Below are 15,181 nucleotides of genomic sequence, written 5' to 3'. Positions count from 1 at the left end.
GCTGCGCGTGTACTACCTCACCTGCTCAGCCCAGGATCTTGCCCAGCGGACTCGGGTCCACCGGCGGTCCGGCGTTCCACCTCACCACCGACCAGCCCGGAGGCCGCTTGTTGGTGCGCATGATCGCGTAGCAGCAGTTGCTCATGCCGCGCAGTCCGAACCACTGCTGGGCGTCCATGCCCAGCAGGTAGGTGGCCCCCAGGTTGGTGGCCGCACCGTGGGAGACGACCACGACGACATCATCCTTCCCGGAGTCGGCGGCGATGGCCTTGAGCGTCTGCCCCACCCTCTCCGCGGTCTGACGGCGTCCCTCGATCCTGAACTGAGGCAGGTCTCCGCCGGCGCGCCAGGTGGCGTAGTCCTCGGGCCACTGCTTCTTGATGTCGGCCGCCTTGAGGCCCTCCCAGTCTCCGAAGGACTTCTCCGCCAGCCCCGGCTCGATCTCGACACTCAGCCCGGTCAGTGAGGCCAGGACCTCGGCGGTGGCGCGCGCCCGCACCAGCGGGGAGGAGACGATCCGCGTGGGTCCGAGTGCCGCGATGTCGTCGGCTGCTCGCCGGGCCTGCTCACGGCCGGTGTCGTTGAGGGGGATGTCGACCCGCCCCTGAATACGCCCCTGGAGGTTGTAGTCGGTCTGGCCGTGGCGCCACAGGATGAGGTCGGTCATGACGCGCCATCCCCCTGCCCGCTCTCCTCGTCGCCCTCCCGGCTGCCGGACTGCGTCAGGTCCTCCGGCAGTTCGATGGCGGGGCAGTCCTTCCACAGACGCTCCAGCGAGTAGAACTCCCGGTCCTCGTCCTGCAGGACGTGGACGACGACGTCGCCGTAGTCCACCAGCACCCAGTGGGCATCGGCGAAGCCCTCACGAGTCCGCCGCCTGGCACCGGCACGGTGCATGGCCTCGTCGACCGCGTCGACGATGGCGTGAACGTGACGGTCATTCGAGCCGGAGGCCAGCAGGAAGACGTCGGTCAGGCCGAGTCGCTCGGAGACGTCAATAGCGGTGAGGTGCTCAGCCTTCTTGTCAGCCGCTGCACGAGCGGCGGCAGCAGTAAGACTGATGGCGTGTTCGGTGGCGGGCACGGATCTCCTTCGGTGCGGTCAGTCGGGCATCGTGCGGCAGCGGCGACTGTACCGCGCGCACCGCCGTCATACGAGCTGACGGATCCACTCCCCCGCCCCGACGGTGGTGCTCATGGCGCTGGCGCTATTGCTGCTGTTGGAGATCAGCAGCCACGCGACGACCGCGATAATGAGCAGCAGGACGACAATGATGAGCGCGGCCATGAGCATCTTGCCGGTACGCGAGGAGGAGCTGGGCTGCTCCATCGGCAGGACGTGCTCGGGGGTGGGCACCCTCCCGGTCACCTCGTTGACGGGAGCCAGGTACGGCTCCTCGGGCACCTCAGCGGCGGGAGCCGCCACGGAGTCCCACTCGGAGCCGCCGACCGGGCCGTTACCGTTCTCGGCCTCGTCGGTGTAGAAGGCGTAGGGGCTGACAGCGTCTCCGGACATGACATCGGTGGTCTCAGCCGCCCCGGTCACCCCCGTCACCCCGGTCACGATCGTCTCCTGGAAGCTGTCCACCTGGGAGGACTGGTGCAGAGACTTCCACTGCGGCGCCCCGACCGTGCCGAACTCATCGTCCTGCTGCGTCTGCGGCGAGGGCATCATGGTCTGGGCCTCGACATCGACCGCAATGCTCTCCTGCGTCATCGGCTCCTCGATGGAGGCGACGCCGTAGGCCTCCTGGGCGTCGACGGCCTCCTGTGCGGACGGGGAGCTGTCCACGGGCTGGACCGAGCTGAGCTCACCCGTGGACGTGTTGACGGTGCGCACTCCCTGCGCGGCAGCCGGGATGCGGACGATGGGACGGCGAACCGAACCGGCGGAGGATGCCGACCCGGCGCTCAGACCGCTGCGGGCGGACTCGGTGGCCTCCGCGGCTCCGGGCTGCCCGAAGGTGGCGAAGTCGGCAGCGCCGGAAGCCGACGCAGACACGGCGGAGACCGCGGTGACGGCCTCGGCCGACTGGGAGGAGGGCTGCGAGGACACCGCCTCGTCCTCGTAGGTCGTCGGCGCGAACCCCTCTCGGTAGTCATAGGGACTGGTCGTGGGCTCCTCGGCGTCCGCCTCACCGATCTGCTCGGCGGCGGCCTGAGGCTCAGCGCTGCCCTGCTCATCGGCCTGGGATCCGGGACCGCCCTCAAGGCGCTCCTTGAGCGAGAAGCGAGTAGGCACCGGCGCCGGCTCGGAGCTGGCGTCCGCAGCCCAGTGGGCGTCGTAGTCCAGGGTCGCCACCGGCAGGTCGACCGCCTCCATGAGGCCCGTCTCGATCTCGGAGATCGCCACCGCCTCAGCCGCTGACAGTGAGCGCCAGCTCGGAGCGGAGGCCGACGGCCCCTCGGGGACGGAGAGGTTGAGAGGCGGGTTCTGCCCTCCCTGCTCGAGGAAGGCCGCACCACCCTCGTCCACGGCGGGGAACTCGGCCGACTCCTCCAGCCCGGTCTCGGCGTCGTCGCCTGACTGGGCAGCGGAACGGGGGGTGACCGATGCCGGATCGGCAAGGGGGTCCTGGAGCGCCTGGGCCTGCTCGGGAGTGATCTCGCCGGCCTCGACAGCTGCTCTGAGCGCCTTGGCCTCCTCACGCAGACGCCTCATCTCACGCCGGGTCAGGAGCGGCTGCTGACCGGTCAGGATCGCCTCGCGCTCGGCGGCGCGCTCCGCCTGCCGGATCGCACGACGACTGCCGCGTGGAGCGTGCTCATCCTGCGTCGGCTCCTCGGACGTGGGGGCATTGACGCCGGTCTGCTCAGTGCTCACCGTCGTTCTCCTTCCTCAGGGACTGCTCGCGGGCCACTCTCGCCGTCATCGACGTCGCCGACGCCGGCCGCAAGGCCATACGATAGAGCCCGTACTTGCGTATGTACTGCACGACACCATCAGGGACGAGGTACCACACCGGTGACCCCTCGCCGACTCGCTGACGGCAGTCCGTCGACGAGATCGCCATAGCCGGAACCTCCACCAGCGAGATCCGGTCCTGGGGGACCCCGGAGTCGCTGAGAACGTGCCCGGGACGTGTCACCCCCACCAGGTGAGCCAGGTCGAAGATGCCCTCACTGTCCTTCCAGGTGAGGATCTGCGCCAAGGCGTCCGCACCGGTGATGAAGTACAGCTCCGCGCCCGGGTACTCGGCCGCGATGTCATGAAGGGTGTCGATCGTGTACGTCGTGCCGCCCCGGTCGATGTCGACCCGGGAGACCGTGAACCTCGGGTTGGAGGCCGTGGCGATGACGGTCATGAGGTAGCGGTGCTCGGCCGGGGAGACCCGGCGCTCCTTCTTGAAGGGCTGAGCCCAGGTGGGCACGAAGATGACCTCGTCGAGGGCGAAGACGTTCTGAACCTCACTGGCCGCAACGAGGTGCCCATGGTGAATCGGATCAAAGGTTCCACCCATGATACCGATACGAAGCGGACGAGCAGACTGGGTCACGCGCTGCGCCTCGCTTCTTTCCTGGGGGACACGTTGGTTCTCCTCAACCGGTTCGGACGACTGCAGTTGGCGAACATACTGCCACGGCCTGCACCCATTGTGGGTCTCCGCAACACCATAAGCGAGTTGTCAGCCAACGGCGCAGAGACACAAGGTGATATCCAGAATATTATCAGGGTATTATCAGTTCTCCAGAGCGCGTCCGGCCGCACCCAGTGCAGGAGCCACCTCCCCGAGCCGGGCCGGCAGCAGGCTCGGCACCGGTAGGCCGGCCATGAGGTCGGCAACACGCTGACGCAGCGGCTCCAGGAAGACGGCATCCCCCGCCCCGGTCAGCTCTGAACAGACGACGACGTCGAGGGGACCGAGCAGGCCGGCGCCACGAGCGATGAGGTCGGCCAGCGCGTCCAGGCCGGTTCCCCAGACGCGGCGCGCCTCCCGGTCCCCCGAGCGCATCGCTTCGAGGAGTGAGTCGAGCCCGGAGGCGACCTGGCCGGCCCGCCCGGCGGAGCCCCTGATGGAGGCACTGCCGGAATCGCCTGCGCCGCCCGAGGGCGCGGAGCCATCAGAACCATCAACAGAGTCACTAGCAGAACCGCCAACTGAGTCGTCGACGATGCCGGCCGTGTAGCGCCCCACCATCGCGTCGACGGAGGCGACGTCCTCCAAGCGGGCCCTCTCGCCGCTCCAGTCGGGGTCGGACACCAGGACCTGTCCGACCTGGCCGGCCCATCCTCCACCGAGCAGCGGGACACCGTTGAGCAGGACGGCGGCGGAGACGCTGGCGTCAACGCACAGGTAGAGGCAGCTCTCCCCACCCGCTCCCCACCGGCTCTCAGCCCAGGCGCCGCAACGGTCCTCCTAGTAGAGAATCACCTCGGCGGCATCGGCCGTCAGGCACCGGCTGACGAGACTCGCCAGCGCGACGTCCTGCAGCCCCAGCGCGTCACTGCGACGGACGCACCCCGCGTCCTCGTCGACGACGCCCGGCACGCAGATCCCAACGGTCAGGGCCGGAGCCTCCGCCGAAGCCCCCGCCTCCCCACCTGACACCTCACCGCCGAGCTCACGGGCAGCGCTTGCACGCAAGGCGGTGATGACGCCGCCGATCTCCTGAGCCAGCCGGTGACCATCCGAGCGACAGCCCTCTGGGACCGGACGCGAGAGGGTGGAGACGACCTGTCCCCGGCCACTGGCGACAACCGCGGTGATTCGGTCGGCACCGACGTCGACCCCCAGTGCGGCAGCTCGCCCCCTGGAGCAGGAGCACTCGGAAAGGTCTGCGGGATGTCCCATGTTTTCTCTGTTCTCAGGGGCGGGGCGGCGAGCCCACGGGACCACCGCCCCACACGTTGGCATGATTGATGTCGACGACAGTAGCAAGGTTCGTATCGCCATGTGTCGCTCTTAGCGGGCACCTGCGGGCACTCCTGAACTATGCTGGCATCAGCACACCGACTACCTGCCGTGCGGTTACCAGGATAAGGCAAGTAGTTGATGCACAAATCATGTGCCGTGCCCCAGCACCAGCCGGCCCCGGGCCGCCCCTTGAGCTCCAGGAGGACCGAGATGTCTCGGCATGATCGTCATTCGGCCATCCTCGACATCGTCATGGACGAGGGCAGCGTCCATATCGATGACATCATCGCGCGCCTGGGGGTCTCTGCGGCGACCGCACGGCGCGACCTCGACCACCTGGCGGACCAGCAGCTGGTCACCCGAACCCGCGGCGGCGCCGTCGCCAACCCCACGTCCACCGAGCCGCCCCTGCGCTACCGCAGCTCGAAGATGGCCGACGAGAAGGCCCGCATCGCCAAGGCGGCCGCCGCCCTGGTGAACCCGGGGGACTCCATCGGCCTCAACGGCGGTACCACGACCACCGAGGTGGCTCGGGAGATCGCGCTGCTGCCGGACCTGAACGACCCGGAGGTGCCGGTCACGCTCGTGACCAACGCCGTCAACATCGCCAATGAGATGACCGTGCGCCAGTGCGTGCGCGTCGTCGTCACCGGTGGTATCGCCCGGGCCCGCTCCTTCGAGCTCACCGGCCCGCTGGCCGGGCTCATCCTGCCCTCGATCAGCGTGGGCACGCTCTTCCTGGGCGTCGAGGGCCTCGATGAGCGGGGGGCCTACGCTCAGCACGACGGCGAGGCCGCCGTCAACGCCGCTCTGGTCGATGCCGCCCAACGTGTCGTCGTCGTGTGCGACAGCTCCAAGCTCGGCACCACCGCCTTCGCCCTCATCTGCCCCACCGCCACGATCGACCTGGTCATCACCGACGACGGCGCCCCCGCCGACCAGGTCGCGGCCCTGCGTCAGGCGGGCACCGAGGTGCAGCTGGTTTAGTCTCCAACAAATCTGAGAGCTTTCTCATCCGTCCTTAATCGTCATCTTCTCCTGGCCGACCAGGATCGTCACAGAACGATTCTGAGCTTGACACCAAGAGAAGAGACGATCCATGACGACCGTTCCCCTACGGGTGGCGCTCTACAGCCACGACGCCCAGGGGCTGGGACACCTTCGCCGCAATCTCGCCCTGGCCCACCACCTGGCCCGGGCGCTGCCGGGACTCACCGGTCGTGATGTCACCGGCCTGGTCATCACCGGTCTGGCGCCGGGCCAGGAGCACCGACTCCCGGACGGCTTCGACTGGCTGGTGCTGCCGGGGGTCAAGAAGACCAAGGGCGCCTACCTGCCTCAGCGACTGCGCATCACCCGTGAGGACCTGACCCTGGTGCGAGGCTCCCTGCTGTCCGGTGTGCTCAGCAGCTTCGCCCCGGACCTGCTCATCGTCGACCGTCACCCCTACGGCGTGTACCAGGAGCTGCGCGAGCCTCTGGCACGCATGCGTCAGACGCATCCCGGCGCACGTGTGGTCCTCGGTCTGCGCGAGGTCCTGGACACGCCCACGACCGTGCAGCGCGAGTGGGACGAGCTCGGAGACGCCGACACGCTGCGCCGTCTCATCGACGAGGTCTGGATCTACGGGGACGCCTCGGTCCATGACCTGGGCGCCACCGGAGAGGCCCCGGAGGCGCTGAAGGAGCGGATGCGCTACACCGGCTACCTCGCCCACGGCCGCGACGTCGCGGAGACCGCCGACGGCTCCCCCGCGTCAGCGACCCTGGCCGGTAACGCCGAGGAGGCGGAGCCGTTCATCCTGACCACCGCCGGTGGCGGCTCCGACGGCGTCACCCTGCTGCGCGCCGCGGCGGCCGCGCGCGTCCCAGACGGGTACCGGCACGTCGTGGTCACCGGTCCCCAGCTCGAGGAGCCCCTGTTCCACCAGGTCGCCCGAGCGGCCGGCCCCCGCACCTCCGTGCGCCGCTCCTGGGCGGGGATGAGCCGCCACATCGAGCAGGCCGCGGCCGTCATCTCAATGGCCGGGTACAACACGGTCAGCGAGATCCTCGCCTCCGCCACCCCGGCCCTGCTCGTGCCCCGTGAGACGCCCCGCCTCGAGCAGCTCATCCGGGCCACCGCCCTCAAGGACGCGGGCGCCGTCGACCTCCTGCGGGTCACGGACCTGAGCGCCGCCGCGCTGGAGGGCTGGCTCGCCGAGCACCTGCACGACCCGGCCCCCGGCGCCGGCGGCCAGGTGGCGGGACGACGGCGTCTGCACCTGGACGGCCTGGTAACCGTCCCCCGGCTCGCCGCCGAGCTCATCGGCCACCGGACCGACCGCCTCGACATCCTCGGCAGCCCCCTCAACAGCCTCACCAGTACGGAGATCCCCGCATGAGTCCCGCATCCGACGCCCGTATCGGCTACGTCCTCAAGGTCTACCCGCGATTCTCGGAGACCTTCATCGTCACCGAGGTCCTGGCCCGCGAGGCCCAGGGCGAGGACCTGAGCATCTACGCGCTGCGCCCCACCACGGACTCGCGCTTCCACCCCGAGATCGCCCGAGTCGCCGCCCGAGTCAGCTGGGTGGGCCGACCGCAGCGGGCCATCGACCTGTGGAGCCAGATCGCCGGCGGCCTGTCCCGCCAGGACGACCGCGAGCGCTTCGCCGCCATCATGCCGGTGCTGGCGGGCCTGCCCGGCGACGAGGTCGCCCAGGGCGTGGAGCTGGCGCGTCAGGTGCGTCGCGACTCCATCACCCACCTGCACGCGCACTTCGCGTCGCTGGCGGGGCGGGTCACGTGGATCGCCTCGGCCCTGACCGGCATCCCCTACACGGTGACGACCCATGCCAAGGACATCTTCCATGAGTCCGTGGACCCGGTGTGGCTGCGTCGGATCTGCGGCGACGCGCAGCGGGTCATCGCCATCGGCCGGTACAACGAGGAGCACCTGAGGACGGTGCTGGCGGGCACGGGCGCGACGGTGTCGTTGCGCTACAACGCCATCGAGCTGGACCGGTTCGCCTACCGGGCCCCGGCGCCGGTACCGGCGGGGTCGACGCGGCCGTTGCGGGTGTGCGCCGTGGGGCGCCTGGTGCCCAAGAAGGGTTTCGCGGACCTGGTCGAGGCGGTGCGGATCCTGGTGAGCTCCGGCGTCGACGTCGAGGTGGAGCTGGCCGGTGAGGGCGATGAGCGCGAGCGTCTGACCGCGCAGATCGACCGCCTGGGCCTGGCGGGCAGGATCCGCCTGCTGGGTCCGCTCACGCAGGCGGAGGTGCGTGACCTGCTGGCCCGCTCGGACGTGTTCGTGGCGCCGTGCATCGAGGCGGCCGACGGCAACATCGACGGTCTGCCGACGGTGGTCCTGGAGGCGATGGCCTGCGGGACGCCGGTGGTGGCCACCGCGGTCTCGGGGCTGCCGGAGGTGGTGCATGACGGCGTCACCGGGCTCCTGCTGCCCCCTGGGGACCCGGCCGAGCTGGCCGTGGCCCTGCGTGGCATCGCGCTGGGCGAGGTCGACACCGTCTCCCTGTCGCGTGGGGCGCGCACGCTCATTGAGGAGCACTTCGACTCCCGTGCCCAGGCTGCGGTCCTGGCCGCTTGGCAGTCGGGCCCCGGTCACGCTCCGACTGCTCCCAGCATGTACCTGACCGATCGGGAAGGAGCCGCCTGATGCGGATCGCCTACATCTGCTGTGACCCGGGCATCCCGGTGTTCGGGACCAAGGGCGCCTCGGTGCACATTCAGGAGGTCGTCCGCGAGCTGAGGGCCGCCGGCCACGAGGTGGTGCTCTACGCCGTACGCTCCGGCGAGCATGTTCCCGACGACCTGAGCGACCTGAAGCTGCACCTGGAGGCCGTGGATGCCGGGGATGCCGGGGATGCCGTGGCCGACGTCGATCCCGCCGAGCGGGAGCGGGCACAGGCGCGCGCCGCGGAGCGGATCGCCTCACGGGTGATGGAGGACGGCGCCGACCTGGTCTACGAGCGCTACTCCCTGTTCTCCACCGCGCTGGCCGACATCACGGACACCACCGGGGTAGCGGGGATCCTGGAGGTCAATGCTCCACTCATTGACGAGCAGCGTCGTCACCGCTCACTGGTGGACGCCTCCGGTGCGGCGCGGGTCCTGCGTCGCCAGGTCGAGGCCGCCAGGGCCACGGTCTGCGTCTCAGATCCCGTGGCCGACTGGGTGCGTCGTCGCAGCGCCGACCCGTCCGGCGCGGGTGAGGTCCCCAACCGGATCCACACGGTGCCCAACGGCGTGAGCGTGCGCCGTATCCAGCCTCAGCCGGAGGACCCGAGCCGGGTGGTCGTCACCTTCGTGGGGACCCTCAAGCCCTGGCACGGGGTGGCGGACCTCATCACGGCGGCGGCTCTGGCGCGTCAGAGCTGGGGGCTGCGGATCATCGGGGACGGCCCCGAGATGGAGGCGCTGCGGGCTCAGGCCCAGCGCCTCGGGGTGGAGGTGGACTTCCGCGGGGCGGTTGCTCCGCAGGACGTCCCCGCTCATCTGGCGGGTTCGGCGATCGGGGTGGCCCCGTACCCGGACCTGGGCGGGAGCGAGCAGCAGTACTTCTCCCCCATGAAGGTCCTGGAGTACCTGGCCGCGGGTCTCGCGGTCGTGGCCTCCGGCGTCGGGCAGGTCCCCCAGCTGCTTCGGGACGGGGACGACCGGCACGGCGTGCTCGTGCCCCCTCGGACCCCACAGCCTTGGCCGCGGCCCTGGACGATCTGGCGGCCTGCCCGGACCGGCGTGCCCGGATGGGGCGCGGTGGGCGCCGCCTGGCCGAGGAGCGTCACTCCTGGGGCGGGTCGTCGCCCGGATCCTGGGGCTTGCCGGGGTCACCGAGGACGGTGAGCGCTGATGGCTTCGCCTCCTCGTCGGCACGGCCGTTCCCGGGTGCGTCACTCCCCCATGCGCCAGACCCTGCGCCTGGTGGGCCCCGATGCGGCGCCGCAGTGGCGCCTCATGGTCGGCGGCACGGTGGTGCTTCTGGCGGAGGTCTTCTTCCGGGTCCTGGAGCCCTGGCCCCTGAAGATCGTCATCGACTCGTTGGTGGCGGCGCTGGGCCGGCACACGGGCAGCGCGCCCGCCACGGTCCCCTCCCTGGTGGGGCTCGGTGTGGCCCTGCTGGTGATCGTGGCCGGCCGGGCCGTGTGCAACTACCTGGCCACCGTGGCCTTCGCCCTGGTGGGCTCGCGCACGGCGGCCTCCCTGCGCAGCCGGGCCTTCCACCACGTCCAGGGGCTCTCTCAGCAGTTCCACGCCCGCAACCACAGCGCGGACACCGTCCAGCGGCTCATCGCCGACGTCAACCGCATGCAGGAGGTAGCCGTCACCGCCGGCCTGCCGATGGCCGCCAACACCTTGACCCTGCTGGTCATGGTCGTGGTCATGGTGTTCCTGGACCCCCTGCTGGCCATGATCGTGGTCCTGGCGGTGGTGGCCTTCGTCGTCGCCTCCTCGGGGAACTCACGGCGGATCTCCGTGGCCTCCCTGCGCAGCCGTAAGTCGGAGGGGAACCTGGCCAACACGGCCCAGGAGGCGCTCGGCGCCATCAAGGTGGTGCAGGCCTACGGTCTGGAGCCGCTGCTGCACGAGCGTTTCACGGGCGCCAACACGGTGTCCCTGAGTGAGGGGGTGCGCTCGCGCCGCATCGCCGCGCGCCTGGAGCGCTCCACGGACGTCATCGTGGGCGTGGCCACCGCGGTGGTCATGGTCGGCGGTGGCATCCGGGTCCTGGGCGGCGCGATGTCCCCGGGGGACCTGGTGCTCTTCACGACCTATCTGCGCACCACGATGAAGCCGCTGCGGGACATGGCCAAGTACACCGGCCGCATCGCCCGGGCGACGGCCTCGGGTGAGCGGGTGGCCGACATGGCGGTCGAGCCCGAGATCGTCTCCCCGCATAACGCCATCGTCCTGGACCCCGTCCACGGCATGATCCACTTCGACCACGTGCGCGCCGCCTACGAGCGCCGTCAGGTGCTCCACGGCGTGAGCCTGACGGTGGTTCCCGGCGAGCACGTGGCTCTCGTCGGGCCGTCGGGCTCGGGAAAGTCCACCCTGGCGTCCCTCGTGGTGCGGGCCCTGGATCCGACGTCGGGCACGGTCAGCCTGGACGGGCACAGCCTGGACGAGCTGGACCTGAGGTTCCTGCGCTCGCAGGTCTCGGTCCTGCACCAGGAGGCGGTGCTGCTGACCGGCACGATCCGGGAGAACATCCGTCTGGGACGGCCGCAGGCCCTGGACGAGGAGGTGGAGGCGGCCGCGCGGGCCGCCCACGCCCACGACTTCATCACCCAGATGCCCAACGGCTACGACACGGCCGTGGGCGAACGGGGCGGCACCCTCTCCGGCGGCCAGCGTCAGCGCATCGCCATCGCCCGGGCGCTGCTGCGCGACTCGCCGATCGTCATCCTGGACGAGGCGACCACCGGGCTGGACCCGGCCTCGACGTCGGCAGTGCTCCAGGCGATCGACGAGCTGGTGGCCGGACGCACGACGCTGACCATCACCCACGACCCACAGGCCGCCATGCGCGCCGACCGGGTGGTGTGGATCCAGGACGGGCTGATCCGCCTGGAGGGGAGCCCTCAGCGTCTCATGGATACCTCGGCCGAGTTCCGCCGGTGGGCGGCCAGCAGGCTGTCCGACTCCTTCGCCCTGGAGGGGAGCCGAGCATGAGCCGTTCGACGATCACCACAGGCCGCACGACGGCCACGGCCGATGCCGTCTCCACGGTGCTCGACGCCGACCGGCTCAGTGAGCTTGTCGATCGGCCGGTGCGAGCGGGCAGGCTGCGCATCAAGCCGGACGTCTCGATCCTGGTCTCGCTGGTGGAGCGGTCCACCGGGGTCACGGCCGGCTGGGCCCGGCTGCTCTGGCCGGTCTCTCGCTCCAAGGCCTCCCGGGCCGAGCGCCTGGCGGCCCGCCTGGGGATCGAGCCGCCTCCGGTGACTCGGGCCGTGGACGGCGGCCTGCTGCTGCAGAGCGGTCCGCTTCAAAGCGACCCCAAGCTGGCCGAGCCGATGGCACTCGCCGCCCGCCAGGGCGCGCTGGGGGCCTGGGAGGTCGGTGACCTGCTGCGCTACAACCCCTCGCGGCGCCTCGTGCTGCGAGTCGACGGCGCGGTGCTGCGGCTGCGGGCGCACGCCGGCGGGCCTGCCGACGACGTCCACCGCGCCCTGTCCGCCCTCCTGCCGGTCCCGCGTCTCCTCGGCTCTGAGGCCGTGGCCCGGTGCGAGGGGCACGTCAGCCTTCAGCAGTGGTGCGGCGACACGAACCTCGCTGAGATCCCAGGCGAGGCCGCGGACGACGCGACGCTCGAGGCCACGCGGCGCGTGGGAGCGCTGCTGGCCGAGCTCCACTCCTGCACGGGGCTGCTGGAGCCGGAGCTCGTCGACCGGCTGCCGCGTCAGCACCCCGATCCACGGGACCTGGCCGAGGTCCACGCCCGTCAGCTCGACGTCCTGGCCCCCGAGCTGGCTCACCGGGTGCGGAAGGTGGGCGCCATGCTGCCCGCCCGGCTCTCGGGGGATCCGGTCCTCACTCACGGCGACGCCTCCCCCGACCAGGTGCTGTACGAGTACTCGACCGGACGCATCTGGCTGACCGACTTCGACCGGGTGCGTCTGGCGCCGGCCGTCACGGATCTGGGTTCCTACCTCGCGGTGGCCCCACCGTCCCTGCGGTGCGCCCTGCTTCAGGGGTACGGCGAGCGCCGACCGGTGCCCGACACCGAGCAGCTGGGGACGGCGATCGCCCTGTCACGCCTGGCACGGCTGGCTGATCCCCTGCGTCAGGCCGATCCGTCCTGGCGTGAACGCGTCAGCACCGAGCTGGCCGCCATCAAGCGCATCGCCAAGGCCCCGCAGGAGGAGACGTCCTGGACATGACAGAAGCGATGAGCACGACACCGACGACGGGAATGACACGGAGGGCGGAGATGACCGGCATGCTGAGCACGCTGCGCGCGGTCCTCGGGCTGCGCAGGGCCTGGCCCGATCACCGGGGCTCGAGCCCGGCGACCGCGACCATCGAGTGCGTCGACGGCGAGGGCCGCCTGCGCGCCGGGCACGTCAGTGCGGGCGGCGCCCCCGAGCTGCTGCCCTATGCCACGGACCCGGAGCTGCCGGCCCTGTCCGCGCGCCTGACGGGGGCGCTCGTCGTCCACCGTGCCGGGCGCCGCGCCGTGGTGATGGAGGACGCCCGGGTCCGCAAGATCGTGCGCCCCCACAAGGCCGCCTCCCTGGTGCGGGCGCACACGACCGCCGCCTCGGTCCTGCGGGTCACCGGTCTGCGCACTCCCAGGGTCCTGGGCGACGGCGACGACGTCGTCGACCTCGAGCTGCTGCCCGGCCGCAGCCTCAACGAGCTCGGCGACGCCGGCCTGCCCGGATGGAGACGGCTCACGGACTCCTGGGCGCACCTGGCCGATGCCGAGGCCGACCTGCCCGTGCACGGACCGCGCCAGGAGACCGAGGTGCTGCGCCGCTGGTTCGCCTCCGCCCACCGCTACGGCGTCATCGACCAGTCGGACCTCCTGCACGAGCAGGTGGTGGACACCTGCCTGAGGCTGCGGGAGGACGACGGGGTGCACGTCGTCGCCCACCGCGACCTCCACGACGGCCAGCTCCTGTGGGACGGGCGAGAGCTGTCCCTGCTCGACCTGGACACCGCCGCCATGGCCGAGGCGGCCCTCGACCTGGGCAACCTCTGGGCCCACACGGACCTCATGGCGGTGAGGGGCCGGCTCGGTCCCGACTCCCACGCACGGGTCCGGGACCTGCTCGACGACCTGGCCCGCAGGCTGCCCACCACGACGCAGCGCCTGGAGGCCTACTACCGCTCATCGGCGCTGCGACTGGTCTTCGTCCACGCCTTCAGACCCGCTGCCCACCGGTGGCTGCCTACCTGGGTGAGCCACTGCCTGGCAGAGGCCTCGCCTTTCACCCCTCTGGACCTCACGAACGATTGGAACAACTCATGACCCCCCTCAAGATCACCGTCATCGGCTGCGGATACCTCGGTGCCGTCCACGCCGCCGCCATGGCCCACCTGGGGCACCACGTCCTGGGGATCGACACCCGGCCTGAGCAGGTCGAGGCCCTCTCCCAGGGCCGCGTCCCCTTCTACGAGCCGGGTCTGCCCGAGCTGCTGACGACCGGCGCCGCGCAGGGCGACCTGCGCTTCACCTCGATGCCGTCACCGGCGGAGCTGGCCGGGGCCGACGTCCACTTCATCGCCGTGGGGACCCCGCAGTCCGCTACCGGTGGTCAGGCCGACCGCAGCCAGCTGTGGAGCGTGGTCGACATGCTTCACGACGCGCTGCCCGAGGGCGGGCGCAGCCTCGTGGTGGGCAAGTCGACCGTCCCGGTGGGCACCGCCCAGCAGGTGGCCGAGCGTCTGGCCGGCCGGGCCCTGGTGCTGTGGAACCCCGAGTTCCTGCGCGAGGGCTTCGCCGTGGCCGACACCCTCCACCCCGACCGCATCGTCTACGGGGTGCCCGCCGACCCCCGGGACGCCCAGGAGGCCCAGGCCGCCCTCGACGTCGTCTACCAGGACCTGCTGGACGAGGGCATCCCCCGGATCGTCACCGACTACCCCACCGCCGAGCTGGTCAAGACCGCGGCGAACTCCTTCCTGGCCACCAAGATCAGCTTCATCAACGCCATGGCCCACCTGTGCGACACCGCCGGGGCCGACGTGACCGTCCTGGCCGACGCCATCGGGCACGACCCGCGCATCGGCAGGCGCTTCCTCCAGGCCGGCGTGGGTTTCGGCGGAGGCTGCCTGCCCAAGGACATCCGGGCGCTGCAGGCCAGCGCCGACCTGCACGGCGCCGTGCACCTGGCGGACCTGCTGGGGCAGGTCGACTCCATCAACCGCGAGCAGCGAGACCGGATCATCGAGCTGGCCCGCACCCACGTGGGAGGCGACCTGGCCGGCAAGGCGATCACCATCCTGGGGGCGGCCTTCAAGCCCCTGAGCGACGACGTGCGGGACTCCCCCGCCCTGGACGTCGCCGCCCGCCTGGCCGACCTCGGGGCGGAGGTCACCGTCTGCGACCCGCAGGCCCTGCCCGTCGTGGCCCGCTCCCACCCCCACCTCACCCTGGAGGACGACCCCAAGGCAGCGCTCACGGGTGCCGAGCTCGTCCTGCTGCTGACCGAGTGGGACCAGTTCGTGGCCCTCGACCCCGCTGACGCCGCCGTCGGGGTCGCCGCTCGCGTCATCATCGACGGACGCAACGCCCTGGACCCGGTGGCCTGGCGCCAGGCGGGGTGGACCTACGCCGGGGTGGGACGCTGAGCCCCCTCGGTCCCCCCGGTCG

Annotated in this window: 12 protein-coding genes and 2 pseudogenes; 8 read left to right on the top strand and 6 right to left on the bottom strand. The window is 71.0% G+C overall.

Annotated elements, in window-relative coordinates; all coding sequences use genetic code 11:
• Positions 1-25 precede the first annotated feature (25 nt).
• The 6 genes and pseudogenes from EL340_RS02180 to EL340_RS15240 form a co-directional block, all read right to left on the bottom strand.
• Positions 26-667, bottom strand: a complete 642-nt coding sequence (locus EL340_RS02180) for a histidine phosphatase family protein (protein WP_126413220.1) — start codon at positions 665-667, stop codon at positions 26-28.
• Positions 664-1,083 carry a ribosome silencing factor gene (gene rsfS / locus EL340_RS02175; RefSeq protein ID WP_126413219.1) on the bottom strand — a complete coding sequence of 140 codons (420 nt, stop codon included), beginning with the start codon at positions 1,081-1,083 and terminating at the stop codon, positions 664-666. The genes EL340_RS02180 and rsfS overlap by 4 nt, the downstream gene beginning before the upstream one ends.
• Before the next feature lie 66 nt (positions 1,084-1,149).
• A complete protein-coding gene (locus EL340_RS02170; RefSeq protein ID WP_126413218.1) occupies positions 1,150-2,823 on the bottom strand; it encodes a hypothetical protein in 1,674 nt (557 codons plus the stop codon).
• Positions 2,813-3,496 carry a nicotinate-nucleotide adenylyltransferase gene (nadD, locus tag EL340_RS02165; RefSeq protein WP_126413217.1) on the bottom strand — a complete coding sequence of 228 codons (684 nt, stop codon included), beginning with the start codon at positions 3,494-3,496 and terminating at the stop codon, positions 2,813-2,815. Before nadD ends, EL340_RS02170 begins: the two co-directional genes overlap by 11 nt.
• A gap of 183 nt (positions 3,497-3,679) precedes the next feature.
• Positions 3,680-4,339 (bottom strand): annotated as a pseudogene (locus EL340_RS15245) (ROK family protein); the annotation flags it as partial.
• A gap of 18 nt (positions 4,340-4,357) precedes the next feature.
• On the bottom strand, positions 4,358-4,792 hold the full coding sequence (locus EL340_RS15240; RefSeq protein WP_232023183.1) for a hypothetical protein: 435 nt from the start codon (positions 4,790-4,792) through the stop codon (positions 4,358-4,360).
• Positions 4,793-5,065: 273 nt separating this feature from the next.
• On the opposite strand from EL340_RS15240, the gene EL340_RS02155 reads away from it, so the two are divergent.
• The 8 genes and pseudogenes from EL340_RS02155 to EL340_RS02120 all read left to right on the top strand — a co-directional run bounded on the left by EL340_RS02155 (position 5,066) and on the right by EL340_RS02120 (position 15,159).
• Positions 5,066-5,842, top strand: coding sequence for a DeoR/GlpR family DNA-binding transcription regulator (locus EL340_RS02155; protein WP_126413216.1), 777 nt, complete (start codon positions 5,066-5,068; stop codon positions 5,840-5,842).
• A gap of 112 nt (positions 5,843-5,954) precedes the next feature.
• Positions 5,955-7,238: a glycosyltransferase family protein gene (locus EL340_RS02150; protein WP_126413215.1), complete on the top strand. Its 1,284-nt coding sequence runs from the start codon at positions 5,955-5,957 to the stop codon at positions 7,236-7,238.
• Positions 7,235-8,515, top strand: coding sequence for a glycosyltransferase (locus tag EL340_RS02145; protein ID WP_126413214.1), 1,281 nt, complete (start codon positions 7,235-7,237; stop codon positions 8,513-8,515). The genes EL340_RS02150 and EL340_RS02145 overlap by 4 nt, the downstream gene beginning before the upstream one ends.
• Positions 8,515-9,709: pseudogene (locus EL340_RS02140) on the top strand (glycosyltransferase family 4 protein). Before EL340_RS02145 ends, EL340_RS02140 begins: the two are co-directional and overlap by 1 nt.
• A gap of 50 nt (positions 9,710-9,759) precedes the next feature.
• Entirely contained in the window at positions 9,760-11,532 is a 1,773-nt protein-coding gene (locus EL340_RS02135; RefSeq protein ID WP_126415271.1) for an ABC transporter ATP-binding protein, read from the top strand.
• On the top strand, positions 11,529-12,743 hold the full coding sequence (locus EL340_RS02130) for a phosphotransferase (RefSeq protein WP_126413213.1): 1,215 nt from the start codon (positions 11,529-11,531) through the stop codon (positions 12,741-12,743). The genes EL340_RS02135 and EL340_RS02130 overlap by 4 nt, the downstream gene beginning before the upstream one ends.
• Positions 12,744-12,793: 50 nt before the next feature.
• Complete coding sequence (locus EL340_RS02125) at positions 12,794-13,837, top strand: phosphotransferase (protein ID WP_232023181.1); 1,044 nt, start codon at positions 12,794-12,796, stop codon at positions 13,835-13,837.
• Positions 13,834-15,159, top strand: coding sequence for a UDP-glucose dehydrogenase family protein (locus EL340_RS02120; protein ID WP_126413212.1), 1,326 nt, complete (start codon positions 13,834-13,836; stop codon positions 15,157-15,159). The genes EL340_RS02125 and EL340_RS02120 overlap by 4 nt, the downstream gene beginning before the upstream one ends.
• Positions 15,160-15,181: the final 22 nt, after the last annotated feature.

This window comes from Actinomyces viscosus (genome assembly GCF_900637975.1).
Taxonomy (GTDB): Bacteria; Actinomycetota; Actinomycetes; order Actinomycetales; family Actinomycetaceae; genus Actinomyces; species Actinomyces viscosus.
Note: the sequence above shows the minus strand (reverse complement) of the source record. Positions and strands in the feature narration are given on the sequence as shown.

Excerpts from the sequence above, each read along its gene's own strand:
- EL340_RS02180 (WP_126413220.1), bottom strand. The coding sequence starts at position 667 with ATGACCGACCTCATCCTGTGGCGCCACGGCCAGACCGACTACAACCTC.
- EL340_RS15240 (WP_232023183.1), bottom strand. The coding sequence starts at position 4,792 with ATGGGACATCCCGCAGACCTTTCCGAGTGCTCCTGCTCCAGGGGGCGA.
- EL340_RS02155 (WP_126413216.1), top strand. The coding sequence starts at position 5,066 with ATGTCTCGGCATGATCGTCATTCGGCCATCCTCGACATCGTCATGGAC.
- EL340_RS02150 (WP_126413215.1), top strand. The coding sequence starts at position 5,955 with ATGACGACCGTTCCCCTACGGGTGGCGCTCTACAGCCACGACGCCCAG.
- EL340_RS02145 (WP_126413214.1), top strand. The coding sequence starts at position 7,235 with ATGAGTCCCGCATCCGACGCCCGTATCGGCTACGTCCTCAAGGTCTAC.
- EL340_RS02135 (WP_126415271.1), top strand. The coding sequence starts at position 9,760 with ATGCGCCAGACCCTGCGCCTGGTGGGCCCCGATGCGGCGCCGCAGTGG.
- EL340_RS02130 (WP_126413213.1), top strand. The coding sequence starts at position 11,529 with ATGAGCCGTTCGACGATCACCACAGGCCGCACGACGGCCACGGCCGAT.
- EL340_RS02125 (WP_232023181.1), top strand. The coding sequence starts at position 12,794 with ATGACCGGCATGCTGAGCACGCTGCGCGCGGTCCTCGGGCTGCGCAGG.
- EL340_RS02120 (WP_126413212.1), top strand. The coding sequence starts at position 13,834 with ATGACCCCCCTCAAGATCACCGTCATCGGCTGCGGATACCTCGGTGCC.